Source organism: Microbacterium sp. MPR-TSA4 (assembly GCF_058792815.1).
Genome location: NZ_JBXAFF010000003.1, coordinates 167,210 through 186,275, shown reverse-complemented (window position 1 = coordinate 186,275; position 19,066 = coordinate 167,210). Strand labels below are relative to the sequence as shown.

At 72.8% G+C, this 19,066-nt stretch carries 14 protein-coding genes; 10 read left to right on the top strand and 4 right to left on the bottom strand.

All coding sequences use genetic code 11. The features are described from left to right. The first annotated feature begins 70 nt into the window (after positions 1-70). A complete protein-coding gene (locus tag AC1Q49_RS03385; protein ID WP_060958298.1) occupies positions 71-952 on the top strand; it encodes a carbohydrate ABC transporter permease in 882 nt (293 codons plus the stop codon). A gap of 12 nt (positions 953-964) precedes the next feature. Continuing rightward, a complete protein-coding gene (locus AC1Q49_RS03380) occupies positions 965-1,873 on the top strand; it encodes a carbohydrate ABC transporter permease (RefSeq protein ID WP_061782486.1) in 909 nt (302 codons plus the stop codon). Positions 1,874-1,917: 44 nt separating this feature from the next. On the opposite strand, the gene AC1Q49_RS03375 is transcribed toward AC1Q49_RS03380, so the two are convergent. Continuing rightward, positions 1,918-2,748 carry an NAD-dependent epimerase/dehydratase family protein gene (locus tag AC1Q49_RS03375; RefSeq protein ID WP_492490940.1) on the bottom strand — a complete coding sequence of 277 codons (831 nt, stop codon included), beginning with the start codon at positions 2,746-2,748 and terminating at the stop codon, positions 1,918-1,920. Between the two features lie 125 nt (positions 2,749-2,873). Here AC1Q49_RS03375 and AC1Q49_RS03370 point away from each other — a divergent pair, with 125 nt between their 5' ends. From AC1Q49_RS03370 to AC1Q49_RS03350, 5 genes are read left to right on the top strand one after another with little or no spacing between them, the layout of a single operon-like run. Beyond that, a complete protein-coding gene (locus AC1Q49_RS03370; RefSeq protein ID WP_492490939.1) occupies positions 2,874-5,504 on the top strand; it encodes a family 78 glycoside hydrolase catalytic domain in 2,631 nt (876 codons plus the stop codon). Beyond that, positions 5,501-6,181: an aspartate/glutamate racemase family protein gene (locus AC1Q49_RS03365; RefSeq protein ID WP_061782483.1), complete on the top strand. Its 681-nt coding sequence runs from the start codon at positions 5,501-5,503 to the stop codon at positions 6,179-6,181. Before AC1Q49_RS03370 ends, AC1Q49_RS03365 begins: the two co-directional genes overlap by 4 nt. Then, positions 6,178-8,142, top strand: a complete 1,965-nt coding sequence (locus AC1Q49_RS03360) for a glycoside hydrolase family 127 protein (RefSeq protein ID WP_492490938.1) — start codon at positions 6,178-6,180, stop codon at positions 8,140-8,142. The genes AC1Q49_RS03365 and AC1Q49_RS03360 overlap by 4 nt, the downstream gene beginning before the upstream one ends. Beyond that, positions 8,139-9,401, top strand: a complete 1,263-nt coding sequence (locus AC1Q49_RS03355; protein WP_492490937.1) for a RuBisCO large subunit C-terminal-like domain-containing protein — start codon at positions 8,139-8,141, stop codon at positions 9,399-9,401. The genes AC1Q49_RS03360 and AC1Q49_RS03355 overlap by 4 nt, the downstream gene beginning before the upstream one ends. Continuing rightward, positions 9,394-10,635: a four-carbon acid sugar kinase family protein gene (locus AC1Q49_RS03350; protein WP_492490936.1), complete on the top strand. Its 1,242-nt coding sequence runs from the start codon at positions 9,394-9,396 to the stop codon at positions 10,633-10,635. Before AC1Q49_RS03355 ends, AC1Q49_RS03350 begins: the two co-directional genes overlap by 8 nt. 9 nt (positions 10,636-10,644) lie before the next feature. Here the strand turns inward: AC1Q49_RS03350 and AC1Q49_RS03345 are convergent, their stop codons facing one another. Next, on the bottom strand, positions 10,645-11,649 hold the full coding sequence (locus AC1Q49_RS03345; protein ID WP_492490935.1) for a LacI family DNA-binding transcriptional regulator: 1,005 nt from the start codon (positions 11,647-11,649) through the stop codon (positions 10,645-10,647). Positions 11,650-11,768: 119 nt separating this feature from the next. On the opposite strand from AC1Q49_RS03345, the gene rhaI reads away from it, so the two are divergent. From rhaI to AC1Q49_RS03330, 3 genes are read left to right on the top strand one after another with little or no spacing between them, the layout of a single operon-like run. Further along, positions 11,769-12,935, top strand: a complete 1,167-nt coding sequence (gene rhaI / locus AC1Q49_RS03340) for an L-rhamnose isomerase (protein WP_492490934.1) — start codon at positions 11,769-11,771, stop codon at positions 12,933-12,935. Between the two features lies 1 nt (position 12,936). After that, positions 12,937-14,973: a bifunctional aldolase/short-chain dehydrogenase gene (locus tag AC1Q49_RS03335; RefSeq protein ID WP_492490933.1), complete on the top strand. Its 2,037-nt coding sequence runs from the start codon at positions 12,937-12,939 to the stop codon at positions 14,971-14,973. Then, a complete protein-coding gene (locus AC1Q49_RS03330) occupies positions 14,970-16,382 on the top strand; it encodes a rhamnulokinase (protein ID WP_492490932.1) in 1,413 nt (470 codons plus the stop codon). Before AC1Q49_RS03335 ends, AC1Q49_RS03330 begins: the two co-directional genes overlap by 4 nt. A gap of 15 nt (positions 16,383-16,397) precedes the next feature. Here the strand turns inward: AC1Q49_RS03330 and AC1Q49_RS03325 are convergent, their stop codons facing one another. Next, positions 16,398-16,979 carry a DUF1349 domain-containing protein gene (locus AC1Q49_RS03325; RefSeq protein ID WP_492490931.1) on the bottom strand — a complete coding sequence of 194 codons (582 nt, stop codon included), beginning with the start codon at positions 16,977-16,979 and terminating at the stop codon, positions 16,398-16,400. After that, positions 16,976-19,030 (bottom strand): beta-galactosidase, encoded by a 2,055-nt coding sequence (locus AC1Q49_RS03320; RefSeq protein WP_492490930.1) that lies wholly within the window; start codon positions 19,028-19,030, stop codon positions 16,976-16,978. Before AC1Q49_RS03320 ends, AC1Q49_RS03325 begins: the two co-directional genes overlap by 4 nt. Positions 19,031-19,066 lie beyond the last annotated feature (36 nt).

The window sequence follows — 19,066 nt, the reverse complement described above, 5'->3', positions numbered from 1 at the left end:
CCCCCCCCCCCCCCCCCCCCCCCCCCCCCCCCCCCCGACCCCCTTCCGCTCCGCACGAAAGCCGCCACCCATGAAGTCCGTCCTCGGCGACCGCAAGGCGATCACGCTGCTGCTTCTTCCCGCGCTCATCGTCTACACCCTGATCATGCTCGTCCCCGTCCTCTGGTCGTTCGGGCTCACGTTCTTCTCCGGCAGTGTGCTGACCGGATTCGAGTGGAACGGCATCGACAACTTCACCCGCCTGCTCTCCGACCCCTACGTCGGCGACGCGCTGGTCTTCACGCTGAAGTACGCCGTGCTGGTGACGATCCTGCAGGTCGTCCTGGGCTACGGCCTCGCGCTGCTGTACCAGTTCGTCCTGCGCCGGTCGTCGGTCCTGGTGCGCACGCTCGTGTTCTTCCCCGTCGTGCTGCCCACCGTCGCGATCGCGATCCTGTACCAGAAGATCTTCCAGTCGGCCCCCAACGACGGTCTCGTCAACGAGCTGCTCGTCAACGTCGGCCTGTCGTCCGTCGACTGGCTGGGCTCGGGCACGACGGCCTTCGTGGTCATCGTCGTGATGGACGTGTGGCGCTCGGTCGGCTTCTACGGGGTGCTCGTCTTCTCCGGCCTGCTCGACATCCCCGACGAGATCGTCGAGTCGGCCCGCATCGACGGCGCCAAGACCTTCTCGCTGTTCCGGCACATCATCCTGCCGATGTCGCTGCCGATCCTGTTCGCCTCGTTCATCTTCAGCATCAACGGCACCATCAAGGTGTTCGACTCGGTCTTCGCCCTCACCGGCGGCGGGCCGGGCAACTCGACCACGCCGCTGACCCTCTACATGTACCGGACCGCGTTCCAGTACAGCGACTTCGGCTACGGGTCGACCATCGCGCTCCTGCTGACCGTGATGTGCCTTCTCGTCACCCTCGCCATCTTCCGCTCGTCGCGCCGCGACAACACCGTCTGAGAGGAGCACCTCATGACCACGACTCTCGACACCATCGCCGTCACGAGCCCCCGTGCCGTCAGGTCGCAGCGACCGACGCCGGCGGGGCGCGCCCTCGCGCTCCTGCGCCGCGTGCCGACCTGGCTGACCATCCTCTTCCTCGTGGTCGTCACGGCCTACCCACTGTTCTGGATGTTCATCAACTCGCTGAAGTCGAACACCGACTTCCTGAACAACCCGTCGTACGCCTTCCCGGAGACGTGGCGCTGGGACAACTACGCGACCGCCTGGCAGACGGGCAACCTCTCGACGACGGTGATGAACTCGATCATCGTGACGCTGCCGTCGCTGCTGCTCATCGTCGTGCTCGGCACCGCGGCCGGCTTCGCGCTCGAGGTCCTCGTCTTCAAGGGACGCGGTGCCGTCCTGCTGCTCTTCCTCGCCGGCATCATGATCCCGGGGCAGATGATCATCCTGCCGCTGTTCAACGCCTTCTTCCAGCTCGGGATCAACGGCTCGCACCTCCCGATGATCCTCATCTACACGGCGGGCGGACTGCCGCTGACGGTGTTCATGATGGCGACCTACTTCCGGGCGATCCCCCGGGAGATCTTCGAGGCGGCGACCATCGACGGCGCCTCGATGGTGCGCGCCTTCTTCTCGATCGGCTTCCCGATGATGCGCAACGCCGTGCTCACGGTCGCGATCGTGCAGTTCTTCCTGATCTGGAACGACCTGCTGATCGCGCTGGTGTTCGGCGGCAAGAAGAGCCTCAACACGATCCAGGTCGGCCTGCTCAACTTCTCCGGCGAGTACGGGGCCATCAACTACGGGCCGCTGTTCGCGGCGATCTGCATCACGGTCGTCGGCATCCTCGTCCTCTACCTCTTCCTCAACCAGCGCATCATGAAGGGCCTCGCGGCCGGCGCGGTCAAGGGATGAGCCGGATGCCGGCGGGTCGCGAGGACGGCACCCGCCGGCATCCTTCAGCGCCAGTCGTGGCGGGCGCGGAAGCCCAGCTCCGCGCGGATCTTCCGGGTCGACAGCAGCGACTCGAACGCGCCGAGGTCCTCCGCGACGGGCACGCCCGGGAACCATCGCGCCGCGACCTCGCGCGAGGGGGTCGACAGCCCCGATTCGGGTGCCGCGACGTTGTACACCTCGAATCCGGGGCGTCCGTGCCCGAGGGCGAGGGCGACGGCCTCGGCCCCGTCGCGGGCATCGACCCACGAGCCGAGCAGATCGCGTCGGTAGTCGTCCTCGCCGGCGCGCGCGAAGGTGGCGTAGCCATCCGGGGCGACGACGTTGGTGAAGCGCAGGGCCGTGATCGAGACGTCCTCGCGCCAGCCGGCGATCTGCGCGGCCAGGGTCTCCTCGACGACCTTGCCGAGGCCGTAGGTGTTGAACGCGCGCGTGTAGCCCTCGTCGACGGGCAGCGCCGGCGGCGCGACGTCGAAGGGGAACCCCGCGGCCGTGATGCTCGAGGCGATGACGATGCGCCGGATGCCGGCGCGGTGCGCCGCGAAGAGCACGTGCGACGACGCCGCCAGGTTGTTCTCGAAGGTGGCGACATCCGGGATCAGCCCGTTCACCGGCACCGCGGCGAGGTGGACGACGGCGTCGAGGCCGTCGTGGCGGGCCGTGACGCCGAGGATCGCGTCGAGCGTCTGTCCGTAGTCGGACAGGTCGACGCGCGTGAACCCGGGACCCGCGGGGCCGGCGAGGTCGAAGCCGACGACGTCGTGCCCGTCGGCGCGCAGCCGCTCGACGGTGGCCCGTCCCAGAGTCCCGCTGCTGCCCGTGACGGCGATGATCATGACCGCTCCTTTTGCTATGGTTTGAAACGTACCAATGCTATTGGTTCGCTCTGCGATTCGCATCGCAATCGACAGACTGAAACGTTTCGAGTTGACTCGACCGCCCAACGAGGGGAATGTGACCAATGACGGCCACCGTGTCCGCACCGCGCTTCGAACACCATCGGGAGGCGCTCGGCATCGGCGAGAGCGCGCCGCGCCTGTCCTGGACGATCGACGACGCGGCCCCCGAGTGGCACCAGAGCGCCTACCGCGTGGAGGCCCGCGACCCGCACGCGGCCGCCGATCCCGCCGAGCGCGCCGCGGAGCGCGCCGAGGTGGCCTCCTCCGCGCAGATCCTCGTCGCGTGGCCGTTCGCCGCCCTGCGGTCGCGCGAGCGCCGTGAGGTGCGCATCAGCGTCCGCGGCCACGACGGCGTCTGGAGCGCGCCGGGCCCGTGGGCGCCCGTCGAGATCGGACTCCTCGACCCGTCCGACTGGGCGGCCGCGCCGGTGGGGGCGCTGTGGAACGAGAACCCGATGAGCGACGAGCGGCGCCCGTCGCTGGTGCGCCGGGAGTTCGACGTCGCGCCCGGCCTGGTGCGCGCCCGGCTGTACGCGAGCGCGCACGGCCTGTTCCAGGCGGAGATCAACGGCGAGCGGGTCGGCGACGACCTGCTCGCCCCCGGCTGGACGGTCTACCGGGAGCGGCTGCGCTACACGACCTACGACGTGACCGGGCTGCTGCAGAGCGGGCGCGCGGCGATCGGAGCCTGGCTCGGCGACGGCTGGTACCGCGGGCGCCTCGGCTGGCGGGGCGGGTTTCGCAACCTCTTCGGCGACGACCTCTCCTTCCTCGCCCAGCTCGAGCTCGTCTACGACGACGGCTCGCGCGTGGTCGTCCCGACCGACACGTCGTGGCGGGCCGCGCCGAGCCCGATCCTGCAGGCGGGGCTCTACGACGGCGAGGTGTACGACGCGCGCGAGGAGCAGCCCGGCTGGTCGCGCCCCGGCTTCGACGACGCGGGCTGGGAGCGGGTGCAGATGCGGCGACGCGACCCCGCGACCCTCGTGGCCCCGACCGGCCCGCCCGTGCGCGTCACCGAGGAGCTCCAGCCCCGCCGTGTGCTCACCTCGCCGTCGGGCAGGCGCATCCTCGACTTCGGGCAGAACCTGGTCGGCGTCGTCCGCCTGCGCGCGACGGCACCCGCCGGCACCACGGTGACCCTGCGCACCGCGGAGGTGCTGCAGGACGGCGAGCTCTACACGCGGCCGCTGCGGGACGCACGCTCCACGGATGCCTACACGTTCGCGGGCCGCCCCGAGGGCGAGACCTGGGAGCCGCGGTTCACGTTCCACGGGTTCCGCTACGTGGAGGTCGACGGCTGGCCGGGCGATCTCGACGCGGATGCCGCCGCCGGCGCGCTGCAGGCGCGCGTGCTGCACACCGACCTGGAGCGCACCGGCTGGTTCTCCTCCTCCGATCCGATGCTCGATCGGCTCCACGAGAACGTCGTATGGGGCATGCGCGGCAACGTCGTCGACGTGCCGACCGACTGCCCGCAGCGCGACGAGCGCCTCGGGTGGACCGGCGACCTCCAGGTGTTCGCCCCGACCGCCTCCTTCCTCTTCGACGTGTCCGGCATGCTCGGTGGCTGGCTGCGCGACCTGGCCCTCGAACAGCTCCCCGACGGGACCGTGCCGTGGTTCGTCCCGGTGATCCCGGCCGACACGATGTGGACGCCGCAGCGGCCCGGAGCGGCCTGGGGCGACGCGGCGACGGTCGTGCCGTGGACGCTGTTCTCGCGGTTCGCCGACCCCGAGATCCTGCGCGCGCAGTTCGACAGCGCGCGCAGGTGGGTGGACCTCCAGGCCGAGATCGCCGGCCCGAGCCGCCTCTGGGACACGGGCTTCCAGCTCGGCGACTGGCTCGACCCGGCCGCACCGCCGCAGGATCCGGCGGATGCCCGCACCGACCGCTACCTCGTCGCGACGGCGTACTTCGCGCTGTCGGCGCGGATCGTCGCGCGGATGGCGGCGGAGCTCGGGCGCGCCGAGGAGGCGGGCGCGTACGGGCGGCTGGCCGACGAGATCGTCGAGGCCTTCGTGGCCGCCTACGTCCGCCCGGACGGCACGATGACCTCCGACGCGCAGACCGCCTACGCGCTCGCCCTGCAGTTCGACCTCCTCCCCGCGCACCTGCGCTCCTCGGCCGCGGACCGCCTCGCACACCTCGTGCGCGAGGCCGGCAACCACATCGCCACCGGGTTCGTGGGCACGCCGCTGGTGTGCGACGCGTTGAGCGCGAACGGTCACCTCGACGCCGCGTACGACCTGCTGCTCGAGCGCGGCTGCCCGTCGTGGCTGTATCAGGTGGAGATGGGCGCCACCACGATCTGGGAGCGGTGGGACGCCATGCTGCCGGACGGATCGGTCAACGCGGGCACGATGACCTCCTTCAACCACTACGCGCTGGGCGCGGTGGCCGACTGGCTGCACCGGACGGTCGCCGGCCTGGCCCCCGACGCGCCGGGTTATCGGCGCATCCGGTTCGCACCCCGTCCGGGAGGCGGACTGACCTCGGCGAGCGCCCGCCATCTCACCCCCTACGGACCCGCGGAGATCTCCTGGGTCAGCGAGGGCGACGACCTGCGCGTGCGGATGCGGGTGCCCGTCGGCGCCGAGGCGATCGTCGACCTGCCGGGTCGGGACCCCGAACGGGTGGGCCACGGCGTGCACGAACGGGTGGTCCGCCGCGCGGTGGAGGTGATCGCGTGAGCGCGCCGCGACGTGTCGCCTTCATCCACACCGGCGCCGTCGTCATCCCGATGGTCGCCGCGGAGGCGGCGACGCTCCTGCCGGGCGTGGAGATCGTCAACTACCTGGACGACCGCATCGTCGCCGACCTCTCGCGCGACGAGGCCCCGTCGGTGCCCGCCCGGATCGCACAGCTCGCCCGCGCCGCGCGCGACGCGGGGGCGGAGGCGGTGATGCTCACCTGCTCGTCCATCTCGACGCTGGCCGCGCCGACGGCGGCAGCGGTCGGCATCCCGGTCCTGCGCATCGACGAGGCCATGGCGGATGCCGCGGTCACGGCGGCGGGCGACGGACGCATCGCGGTCCTCGCGACCCTTCCGACCACCTGCGCGCCGACGGCCGCGCTCCTGCGGGAGCGCGCCGACCGCGCCGGAACGCGGCCGCGCATCGATGCCGAGGTGATCGACGACGCCTTCGCGGCCGTCGCCGGCGGCGATCGCGACCGCCACGACCGTCTCGTCGCCCAGGCCGTGGAGCGGGCGGCCGCGGGCGCCGATGTCGTGGTCCTCGCGCAGGCCTCCATGGCATCGGCCGCGGCGGCGGCCGCATCCACGGTCCCCGTGCTGACCAGCGTCGCCCTCGGCGTCGAGCGGCTCGCGCGGACGCTCGACGCGACCGGAACGGAGGCGCGGGCATGAGCGGCACGCTGACTCCCCTCGGCGCAGCCGATGCGCGCTGGGCCGACGGCTTCTGGGGCCGCATCGCCCGGCGCACGCGCGAGGTGACGGTGCCGACCATGGGCGCCATGCTCGCCGACCCGGCCACGAGCCCGGCCCTCGCGAACTTCGAGGTGGCCGCGGGGCTGCGCCCGGGCCGTCACGAGGGTCCCCCCTTCATGGACGGCGACTTCTACAAGTGGATGGAGGCGGCGATCAGTCGACTGGAGACCGATCCCGATCCGGCTCTCGAGGCCGAGCTGGAGCGCATCGCCCGTCTGATCGCCGCGGTGCAGCGGGAGGACGGCTACGTCCACACGCCGACGGCGATCGCCGCGCGCGACGACGAGCCCGTCTCGGCCCTGGCCGACCGTTTCAACTTCGAGACGTACAACCTCGGCCATCTGATCACCGCTGGTGTGCGCCATCATCGCGTCACCGGATCGCCGACCCTGCTCGAGGTCGCCCGCGGTGCGGCGCGGTTCCTGGAGCACCTCGCGACCGACAAGCCGCGCGAGCTGGCCCGCAGCGCGATCTGCCCCTCGCACTACATGGCCGTCGTCGACCTCTACCGCGCGACCGGCGAGCGCCGCTACCTCACGCTCGCGGAGTCGTTCCTGCGGGTGCGCGACGAGTTCGACGAGGGCGGCGACGACAATCAGGACCGCATCCCCGTGCGCCGCCAGAGCGTCGTGGCCGGGCACGCCGTGCGGGCCAACTACCTCTACGCGGGTCTGGCCGACCTGGTCATCGAGACCGGCGACGAGGAGCTGCACGCCGTGCTGGACACGCTGTGGCGTGATGTCGTGGACACCAAGCTGGCGGTGACCGGCGGCTGCGGGGCGCTCTACGACGGCGCCTCCCCCGACGCCCACCCCTGGCAGGAGGAGATCAGCCGGGTCCACCAGGCCTACGGACGCCCCTACCAGCTGCCGCACACGACCGCCCACAACGAGACGTGCGCGCAGATCGGGATGGTGCTGTGGAGCGAGCGGATGCTGGCGCTGCGCGCCGACGCCCGGTACGCCGACGTCATCGAGACCATCGCGTACAACGCGCTGCTGTCCGGCATCGGTCTGGACGGAGCCACCTACTTCTACACGAACCCCCTGCGACAGGTGCGCGAGCTCCCCTTCCCGCTACGGCGCGCGGGCGACACGGGGCTGCATCCGGTGCCCGCCCCGCCGCCGTCCGACGAACGCCTGCGCGAGCCGTACCTGTCGTGCTTCTGCTGCCCGCCGAACATCGCGCGCACCCTCGCGCAGTTCCACGAGCGGATCGGCTCGGTGTCCGACGACGGGCTGTGGGTGCACCAGTACGGCGGATCGCAGATCCGTCATGCGTTCGGCGACGGGCGGGTCCTGGGCCTGCGTGAGAGCTCCGACTACCCGTGGGACGGGCGCATCGTCTTCACGGTCACCGAGGCGGAGGGCACGGTGCCGCTGCACCTGCGGATCCCCGGGTGGGCGCGGGGGGCGCGGCTCATCGTCGCGGGCGCGGACGTCGAGATCGCGGCGGCCTCGTCGTACGCGCGGGTCGACCGCGCGTGGCACGCCGGCGACGAGATCGTCCTGGACCTCCCGATGCCCGCCCGCCTCCTCCGCGGTCACCGGCTGGCCGAGGAGCTCACGGCGCAGGTCGCCGTCCAGCGCGGGCCCGTCGTGTACTGCGTCGAGAGCCCGGACCTGCCCGCGGGGATCGACCTGGAACGCATCGCCCTGCGTCGCGGCGCCGCGCTGCGCGCCGTGCCGACGCAGATCGCGGGCCGACGCGTCGTCGCCCTGGAGACCGAGGCGGCCGTCCTCCCGCCGACGCCCGCGACGCTGTACGACGAGGTCGACGACGACCCGATCGCGACGGCGACGGTGCGGCTGGTGCCGTACTTCGCGTGGGCCAATCGCGGCCCGTCCGAGATGTCCGTCTGGCTGCCGGTGATCTGGTGAGCGCCGCGACCGACGCGGTCGTCGCGACCTACGTCATCGAGACCGGGCTCGACCTCGAGCGGGCCGCGGAGATCCTCGCCGGCGAGCAGTCGACGGGAACCTTCGTGCGGGTGGAGCGGGAGAGCGACGCGCTGCGGGACCGCTTCGCCGCGCGCGTCGTGGAGATCACCGCGCTGCCCCCGGCGGACTCCTCGCCCCTGCCCGGCGCCGTCGGCGACCTGGGCCACCGCCGGCGCGCCCGCGTGCGCGTGCGGTTCCCCCTCGAGAACTCGGGCCCGTCGATCCCGAACCTGCTCAGCACGGTGGCCGGTAACCTGTTCGAGATCAAGGAGCTGTCCGGCGTGAAGCTGGTCGACCTGGATCTTCCGCCGGCCTTCGCGCAGCGCTACGGGGGTCCGCGCTTCGGCCTCGAGGGCACGCGGCGGCTGATGTCGCGGCCGACCGGCGCGATGATCGGCACGATCGTGAAGCCCTCCATCGGACTCTCGCCCGCGGAGCTGGCCGAGCTCGTCGGCGAGCTCGCGCGCGCCGGCGTCGACTTCATCAAGGACGACGAGCTGCAGGGCAACGCGCCGCACGCCCCGCTCGCGGCGCGCGTCGCGGCGGTGATGCCGGTGCTGGAGAGGCATGCCGACCGCACGGGGGTCAAACCCATGTACGCGTTCAACATCACCGACGACATCGACCGGCTCGAAGCCCATCACGACCTCGTCGTCGCGGCGGGCGGGACGTGCGTCATGGCCGTGATCGCGCACGTCGGCCTGGCCGGCATCGCCCACCTGCGCCGCATCTCGGGCGTGCCGATCCACGGGCACCGGGCCGGGTTCGGCGCGCTGAGCCGCTCGGACCGGCTGGGGATCTCGTTCACGGCGTGGCAGAAGCTCGCGCGGCTGTGCGGCGTCGACCACCTCCACACGAACGGCATCTCCAACAAGTTCTACGAGTCCGACGACGACGTGCTCGCCTCCGTGGCCGCCGTCCGCACGCCCCTGCCGGGCCTGACCTCGACCGTGCCGGTGCTCTCCTCCGGCCAGTGGGGCGGCCTCGCGCACGCCACCTACGCCGCGACCGGCACCGCCGATCTGCTGGTGATGGCCGGCGGCGGCATCCACGGCCACCCGGACGGTGCGGCGGCGGGCGTGACCGCCATGCGCGAGGCGTGGTCGTCCGCCGAACGCGGCGAGAGCGTCGCGCAGGCCCTCGCGGCCTCACCGGCCCTGCGCCGTGCGGCCGAGACGTTCGGACCCGTCCGTGAGTGAGCCGGCGGTCGGGTTCTACGGCGACGACGTCACCGGCAGCGTCGACGCGCTGCTGCAGTTCACCCGCCGCGGGTGGCGCGGACGCCTGTTCACCTCGCTCCCGTCCCCGTCGGCCCTGGCCGACGCGGCGGACGACGGGGACGTCGTCGGCATCGCGGGCATCGCCCGCTCCCTCGGCCCCGCGGCGCTGGAGGCCGAGGTGCGGCCCGCGCTGGCGGCGCTGGCCGCGCTGCGGCCCGCGGTGCTGCAGTACAAGGCCTGCTCCACCGTGGACTCCTCGCCCGAGGTCGGCAGCCTCGGCCGCGTCCTCGAGATCGGGCGCGACCTCACCGGCGCCCGCCCCGTGCCGCTCCTGTTCGCCCAGCCCGACTTCGGCCGCTACACCGTGTTCGGCCACCACTTCGCGGCCGATGACGGCGTCGTGTACCGCCTCGACCGGCAGCCGACGATGTCCCGGCATCCGTCGACCCCGATGTCGGAGTCCGACATCGCGCGCCACCTCGGCGCGCAGACCGCGCTCGCCCTCACCGGCATCCCCCTGACCAGCTATACGGATGCCGCGGACCTCGCCCGCCGCATCGAGGCGTGCGGCGCCGACGCCGTCGTGCTCGACGCGCTCGACGCGCACCACCTGCGCCTCATCGGCGAGGCGATCGGCCGGCTCGCCCCGACCGCGTTCGTCGTCGGCTCGGGCGGTCTGAGCGCGGCGATCGCCGATGCCGCACCGCGCCGGCCGGCACCGGCCGCCGTGGCCGCCGCGAGCGGACCGGTCCTGGTCGTCTCGGGCAGTCGGTCGCCGCGGACGCGACGGCAGACGGCGGCGGCCGCGGATGCCGGGTGGCTCGTCGCGCCGCTTCCGCGGGACGACCGCGAGGCCGCACCCGCCCGCGACGCCCTGCGCGCCGGGCGCAGCGTCGTGCTCGCGTCGGATCTCGGGCCGGACGACGACGGCGCGCTGGACGGGCTCACCCGGCGCGCGGCGCGTGTCGTGCGCACCGCGGTGGCGGCCGGCGAGACGCGCCGGGTGATCGTCTGCGGAGGCGACTCGTCGAGTCGCGTCGTGCGCCTCCTCGGCATCCGGGCGCTGTCGATCGCCGCCAACCCCTGGGGCAACGTCGCGCTCCTGCGCGCGCACGCCGACGGCCCGCTCGACGGGGTCGAACTGCTGCTCAAGGGCGGCCAGGTCGGAGATGACGACCTGTTCGAGAGGGTGCGGACGGGCGGGGCGCCCTGACCGCGCGCGTCACGCCTGCGTCGACGCGCGCACCACGAGCTCGGGACTGAAGCGGACGTGGCGGGCGGGCGATCCGGGAGCCGCGGCGGCCTCGCGCAGCAGGTCGACGGCGGTCGCACCGATCTCCCGCGCCGGCTGGCGGATGGAGCTGAGGGGGACGACGGCCGCCTGCGCGAAGTCGATGTCGTCGTAGCCGATGATGGCCAGATCCTGCGGCACACGGATGTCGCCCAGGATGGCGGCCCCCTGGAGCACGCCGACGGCGAGGAGGTCGTTGGCGCAGAAGACGGCGTCGGGTCGGTCGGCGGGCGCGCGCAGCGCCAGCTGCTCGCCCACCGCGCGGCCGGCGAGCACCGTCAGCGCCGTCGTCTCGATGACCTCGAGCGCGGCATCCGGCGCCGTCTCGAGCGCGCGGCGCGCGCCGGCGAGACGATCGGACACCTGACGGATCGTCAGCGGTCCCGCCACGAAGGCGATGCGGCGCCGTCCGCGGGCGAGGAGATGCTCGACCGCCGCGTACCCGCCCTGCACGTCATCGACCGCGACGGAGGGGATCTGCTCGCCCGGGATGTCGCCGTCGACCAAGACGAGGGGGATGCCGGCCAGCGCCAGCCGTCGCAGCGGCGCGGGGTCCAGGTCGCGCGGCGTGAGCAGCACGCCGTGCACGCGCTGCTCGCGGAAGAGGTCGAGGTAGGCGCTCTCGCGCTGCGCGTTCTGGTCGCTGTAGCCGAGCAGCACCGCCAGTCCGTCGCGCGCGGCGCGCTCCTCCGCGCCGCGCGCGACCTCGGCGAAGAACGGGTTGGCGGTGTCGAGCACGACCAGGCCGATGGAGCGGCTGCGCCCGGCGCGCAGCTGCCGGGCGGCGTCGTTGCGGACGAACCCGAGGCTCTCGATGGCCCGGTGCACGCGCGCGACGGTCTCGGGGGCGACTTTCTCGGGCCGGTTCAGCACGTTCGACACCGTGCCCACCGACACCGCCGCCGCCGCGGCGACGTCTTTGACACTGGCGCTCATCCACGCTCCTCCGAGGTCGTCGTCGCCGCTTGACGAATCGTTTCAACCACACTACTCTTTGAAACGATTCACAGCAGAGATCCGCGGAGGCGCGGATCCGACACCGAAAGCGCGAGAGTATGACGACGCTGTCAGCCGAGAACCTGTCCACGCTCCAGGCCCAGGGGATCGAACTGCCCTCGTGGGCGTTCGGCAACTCCGGCACCCGCTTCCGGGTCTTCCCCACTCCCGGCGCGCCCCGCGACCCGTTCGAGAAGATCGCCGACGCCGCCCAGGTGCACCGCCACACGGCGCTCGCCCCGACCGTGGCGCTGCACATCCCGTGGGACGCGGTCGACGACTACGCGGCGCTGCGCCGCCACGCCGAAGACCTCGGCGTGGCGCTGGGCACCGTCAACTCGAACACGTTCCAGGACGAGGACTACAAGTTCGGCGCGCTCACCCACCACGACGACCGCATCCGACGCAAGGCGATCGACCACCACCTCGCCTGCATCGACATCATGGATGCGACCGGCTCGCGCGACCTGAAGATCTGGCTCGCCGAGGGCTCCAACTACCCCGGCCAGAACGACATGCGCGCGCGTCAGGACCGCCTGCACGACTCGCTCTCCCGGATCTACGCGCGGCTCGGCGACACGCAGCGGCTCGTGCTGGAGTACAAGTTCTTCGAGCCGGCGTTCTACCACACCGACGTCCCCGACTGGGGGACGTCCTACGTGCAGGTGGCCGCGCTCGGCGAGAAGGCGATGGTGTGCCTGGACACCGGCCACCACGCGCCCGGGACGAACATCGAGTTCATCGTCATGCAGCTGCTGCGACTGGGGCGCCTGGGCTCCTTCGACTTCAACAGCCGCTTCTACGCGGACGATGACCTCATCGTCGGCGCCGCCGATCCCTTCCAGCTGTTCCGGATCCTCGTGGAGGTCGTCCGCGGCGGCGGGCTGAACAACCCGGACGTCGCCTTCATGCTCGATCAGTGCCACAACATCGAGGACAAGATCCCCGGCCAGATCCGCTCCGTGCTCAACGTGCAGGAGATGACCGCGCGGGCGCTGCTGCTCGATCGTGACGCGCTGGCCGCCGCCCAGGAGGAGAACGACGTGCTGGCGGCCAACGCGATCCTCATGGACGCCTTCCAGACCGACGTCCGGCCGCAGCTGGCGACCTGGCGGGAGAGCCGCGGGCTGCCCGCGGATCCGATGGCCGCCTACCTCGCCTCCGGCTACGCCCGCACCATCGCCGACGAGCGCGTCGGCGGCGTCCAGGCGGGATGGGGTGCCTGAGATGACGAACCCCACCGCCGCCGCGCTCATCGCGCGCAGCAACCGCCTGGGCTCCGACCCGAAGAACACCAACTACGCCGGCGGGAACACGTCGGCCAAGGGCGAGGACATCGACCCCGTCACCGGCGCGCCGGTCGAGCTGCTGTGGGTCAAGGGCTCGGGCGGCGACCTGGGGACCCTCGCGCCCGAGGGCCTGGCCGTGCTGCGGCGGGACCGTCTGCGCGCGCTGGTCGACATCTATCCCGGAGTCGACCGCGAAGACGAGATGGTGGCCGCCTTCGACTACTGCCTCCACGGCAAGGGCGGCGCGGCGCCGTCGATCGACACCGCGATGCACGCCCTCGTGGATGCCGCACACGTCGACCATCTGCACCCCGACTCGGGCATCGCGATCGCGACGGCGGCCGACGGGCCCGAGCTGACGCGGACGATCTTCGGCGACCGCGTCGTCTGGGTGCCCTGGCGGCGCCCCGGCTTCCAGCTCGGACTCGACATCGCGGCGATCGCCGCAGAGAACCCGCAGGCGATCGGCACGATCCTCGGCGGGCACGGCATCACGGCGTGGGGCGACACCTCCGACGATGCCGAGCGCAACTCGTCGTGGATCATCGACACCGCGGCCGCCTACCTGGCCGAGCACGGCGACCCCGCGCCGTTCGGGGCCGTCCGCGCGGGATTCGACGCGCTCCCCGCCGCCGAGCGGCGCGTCCGGGCGGCGGCGCTGGCACCCACGATCCGCGGGCTCGTCTCCACCGATCGCCCCCTGCTCGGACACTTCACCGACTCCCCGGTCGTGCTCGACTTCCTGGCCTCGCAGAAGGCGCCCGCCCTGGCGGCGCTCGGCACGAGCTGCCCCGACCACTTCCTGCGCACCAAGGTGAAGCCGCTGCTGCTCGACCTGCCTGCGACGGCGTCGGTCGACCAGCAGCTGGCCCGGCTGCGGGAGCTGCACGCCCAGTACCGCGCCGACTACCGCGACTACTACGAGAGGCACGCGACGGCCGACAGCCCGGCGATGCGCGGCGCCGATCCCCTGATCGTGCTCGTGCCGGGCGTCGGCATGTTCTCCTACGGCGCCGACAAGCAGACCGCGCGCGTGGCGGGCGAGTTCTACGTCAACGCGATCAACGTCATGCGCGGAGCGGAGGCGGTGTCGACGTACACGCCGATCTCGGATGCGGAGAAGTTCCGCATCGAGTACTGGGCGCTCGAGGAGGCGAAGCTGCAGCGCCGCCCCGCGCCGAAGAGCCACCAGGGCCGCATCGCGCTCGTGACCGGCGCCGCGAGCGGCATCGGCAAGGCCACCGCGGCCCGCCTCGCGGCGGCCGGCGCCTGCATCGTGGTGGCCGACCTCGACCTCGAGAAGGCCCGGGCGGCCGCCGCCGAGCTCGGGGGCGCCGACGTCGCCGTCGGGGTCGCCGTGAACGTGGCCGACGGCGAGGCCGTGCGGGCCGCCGTGGCCGACGCCGTGCTCGCGTTCGGGGGCCTGGACCTCGTCGTCAACAACGCGGGACTGTCGCTGTCGAAGCCGCTGCTGGAGACGACGGAGGCCGATTGGGACCTCCAGCACGACGTCATGGCGAAGGGCTCGTTCCTGGTGTCGCAGGCCGCAGCATCCGTGCTCATCGCCCAGGGCCTCGGCGGCGACATCGTCTACATCTCGTCGAAGAACAGCGTCTTCGCCGGCCCCAACAACGTCGCGTACTCGGCGACGAAGGCCGATCAGGCCCATCAGGTGCGCCTGCTCGCCGTCGAGCTGGGCGCGCACGGCGTGCGGGTCAACGGCATCAACCCCGACGGCGTGGTGCGCGGCTCGGGGATCTTCGCCTCGGGGTGGGGCGCGAACCGCGCCGCGACCTACGGCGTGAAGGAGGAGGAGCTCGGGCAGTTCTACGCCGCCCGCACGATCCTCGGTCGCGAGGTCGTCCCCGAGAACGTCGCCGACGCCGTCGCGGTGCTGACCGGGCCCGACCTCAGCCGCACCACGGGACTGCACATCCCGGTCGACTCCGGCGTCGCCGCCGCGTTCCTGCGATGACCGCGGCGGTCGCGGCCGTCGACCTGGGCGCGACGAGCGGCCGCGTCATCCTCGGGCACGTCGGCCGGGGCACGCTGGAGACCACGACGATCGCGCGCTTCGAGAATGCCCCGCTGCGCCTGGGCGACGGCCTGCACGGCGACATCCCCGGCCTGTACGCCGCGGCGCTGCGGGGCCTGCGCGACGCGTTCCGCGCCGAGCCCGCGATCGCGAGCATCGGCGTCGACTCCTGGGCCGTCGACTACGGGCTGCTGCGGGACGGGCGCCTGCTCGGCCTCCCGTTCCACTATCGCGACGCGCGCACGGAGCGCGGTGTCGGGAGCGCGCACGCGCGCGTGCCGTACCCCGAGCTGTTCGCCCGCAACGGCCTGCAGTTCCTGCCCTTCACGACGCTCTACCAGCTCGCCGCCGAGCCGCCCGAGGTGCTCGCGATCGCCGACACGGCGCTGCTCGTCCCCGACCTGATCGCGTACTGGCTCACCGGCCGGGCCCGGGCCGAGCTCACCAACGCGTCCACGACGGGGCTGCTGAACGCGCGCACCCGCCGCTGGGACGACGAGCTCGCCGCGCGGCTCGGCGTGCCGCGGTCGCTGCTTCCCGAGCTGATCGCGCCCGGCGAGCGGGTCGGCGCGCTCCTGCCGCACGTCGCGGCGGCGCTGGGCGGGACGGCCCCGGTCACGGCGGTCGGCTCGCACGACACGGCCTCCGCCGTGGTGGCCGTGCCGATGCGGGCGGACGCGGCCGCCTACATCTCCTGCGGAACGTGGGGCCTGGTCGGCGTCGAGGTGGAGCATCCGGTGCTGGACGACGCCGTCGCGGCCGCGCACGTCACCAACGAGGGCGGGGTCGACGGGCGGGTGCGTCTGCTGCACAACGTGATGGGCCTGTGGATCCTGACGGAGGCGGTGCGCGGCTGGTCCGCCGACGGTGCCGGCGCCGAGCTGTCGGAGCTGCTCGCGGCGGCCGCGCTCGTCCCGGCATCCGCCGTGCCCGTGTTCGACGTCGACGATCCGCGCTTCCTGCCGCCCGGCGACATGACGGCCCGCATCGACGCCTGGTGCGCCGAGCACGACGTCGCGCCGCCGCGCTCCCGCGCCGCCTATGTGCGGGCGATCGTGGAGTCGCTCGCCCAGGCCTTCGCCGACGCCGTCGTCACGACGAGCCGGCTGGGGGGTGTCGCCGTGCGCACGATCCACCTCGTGGGCGGTGGGGCCCGCAACGAGCTGCTCTGCCAGCGCACCGCAGACCGCTCCGGGATGCCGGTGCTCGCGGGCCCCGTCGAGGCGACCGCGCTGGGCAACGTGCTGGTGCAGGCACGCGCCGCGGGCGTCGTCAGCGGCTCGCTCGACGCGCTGCGCGACCTGGTCGCGCAGACGCACGCACCGCGTCGCTACCTGCCGCAGACGTGATCGCGGGGCGCGTCGTCAGTGCAGCGACGCGTCGGCGTCGGTGCGCGTCCACTCGGCGAACACGACCTCGAGCCCGGCGCGCATCGGCGCACACACGAACGGGCCGGCCTGGGCGGCGAGCTCGCCCGCGAACGGCGCGACGCGCACGAGACGCAGCGGCTCGGTGTCGATGCCGGCGCGCACCGTCAGCGCGTCGGGTCCGCGGCTGACCCGCACGCGGAGTCGGCGGCCGGCCCACTCCGGCACCGCGCCGACCGACCAGTCGGACATGACGTCGGTGACGACCGCGCCCACGCCGAGCACCCCGTCCGCGTTCTCGACGCCGGCCTTCATCCACCGCTCGTCGTCGGCGCGCACGAACAGGCCCGCCTGATCGAACTGCGCCGTGAAGTCGGCGATGAAGACGACCTCCATCGCGGTGCCGACCTCGAACGGGGCCAGCAGCGCGTGCTCGGTGTCGTGGATGAAGCCGTAGGCCGTGCGGCGCCAGGCGTCGCTGCCCTCGACCGCGACGACGGCCAGCCCGTCCTCGCGCACCGCCGCCGCCGCGGGCGGTGTGGTCCAGGAGCCGGCGCTCCAGTCGATGCGTTCGCTCATGCGTCCATCCTTCCGTGCGCGCCGGCGAGCGCGGGCTCCTGCGCCGGGATGCTGCGCGTCTCGACACCGCGGGGCGCCACGCGCAGCGCGCCGAGCTCGGGATCGTCCACGACGACCTCGTCGTCGGTGCGGTTGATGACGAAGACATGGCGACGCGCGGCGTCGACGCGGACGATGACCTCGAGACGGCCGTCGGCGGCGAGGGGGTCACCGGCCAGCGCGCCGATGTCGCCCGCGAGGCGCTCCAGCACCGCGCGCGCCCCGTCACGGCCGGTGTCGGCGGAGACGTATGTGGCCGACCCGGCGCCGACGCGGCGACGCGTGACCGCCGGCATCCCGGCCAGATCGCCCGCGGCGTAGGTGTCGAGCACCTCGACATCGTCGGCGACGTGGCTGATCCGCTCGCTCCAGTGCGTCGCGACGGCCCCGGAGGCCAGTCGCGCCGTCTCGTCGGCCAGAAGCGGGACGAACTCCTCGACGGTGACGCCGAGCACCTCCCGCAGCGCCCCGGGGTAGCCGCCGAGCCACACCCGGTCGTGCTCGTCGACGATGCCGGAGAAGGCGGTGGTCACGAGGTGGCGCCCGCTTCGCACCACGTGCTCGAGCCGTGTCCGCAGGGCGTCGGGCACGACGTGCAGCATCGGGGCGACGACGACGTCGTAGCCGTCGAGGGACGCCGCGACGGGGACGACGTCGGCGCGGACGCCGAGATCGAGCAGCGCCCGGTACCAGGCGAGGGTCTCGTCGTCGTAGCGCAGCGCGTCGGAGGGGTGGGAGTCGCGGCCGCTGACCCACCAGGACTCGTAGTCGAAGACCAGCGCGACGCGCGCGCGCTCGCGGTGCGAGCCCGTGACGGCGCCGAGCTCCCCCAGTCGCGCGCCGAGGGTGGCGACGTCGCGGAACACGCGGCTGTGCTCGCCGGCGTGCGGCACCATCCCCGAGTGGAAGCGCTCGCCTCCGGCGCGCGACTGGCGCCACTGGAAGAAGCAGACGGCATCCGCGCCGTGCCCGACGTGGGTGAGGGCGTCGCGCATCAGCTCCCCCGGGCGCTTCGGCGGGTTCACCTCGCGCCAGTTGACGGCGCTGGGGGCGTGCTCCATGAGGAACCAGGGGCGTCCCTCGGCGATGTTGCCCGTGAGGTTGGCCCAGAAGGAGACGTCGTCGCGGCCCAGCTCACCCGGGCGCAGGTAGTGGTCGTTCGAGATGAAGTCGACGTCGCCCGCCCACGTCGGGTAGTCGATGTCGCGGACGTTCTGGGCGACCATGAAGTTGGTCGTGAAGGGGATGTCGGGGGTGAGCTCGGCCAGCACGGCGGCCTCCGCCCGCAGGTGGTCGCGCACGGCGTCCGAGGAGAAGCGCTCGAAGTCGAGGCGCTGGCCGGGGTTGCGGTGGGTGGGCGCCGTGCGCGGCGGCAGGATCTGCTCCCACTCCGTGTAGTGCTGCGACCAGAAGGCGGTGCCCCACGCCTCGTTGAGGGCGTCGAGGGTGCCGTACCGGTCGCGCAGCCAGGTGCGGAAGGCGGCCGCGGCGTCGTCGGAGTAGTCGTAGAGGTTGTGGCAGCCGAGCTCGTTGGAGATGTGCCACGCGACGATCGCGGGATGGTCGCGATAGCGCTCGGCGAGGGCCCGCACGAGTCGCAGCGCGTGCGTGCGGAAGACGGGCGAGGTCGGCCGCCAGTGCTGCCGGGCGCCGGGCCACAGCACGGTGCCGTCCTCGGCCTGGGGCAGGATCTCGGGGTAACGCTGCGAGAGCCACGCGGGCGGGGATGCCGTGGCGGTGGCGAGGTCGACGTCGATCCCGTTCTCGTGGAGCAGGTCGATGACCTCGTCGAGCCAGCCGAAGTCGAACTCGCCGGGACGCGGCTCCAGCAGCGCCCACGAGAAGATCGCGAGAGAGACGATGTTCACGCCGGCCTCGCGCATGAGGCGCATGTCCTCCGCCCAGACGTCGCGCGACCACTGCTCGGGGTTGTAGTCCGCGCCGTAGCGCATGCGTCCTGCCCCCGCTGCTCCGTCTCGAACCCAGCGATACTCCCGCGCGTGCGTTGCCATGTCGGCATCCTATAACGAATATCGTGCACATGCACG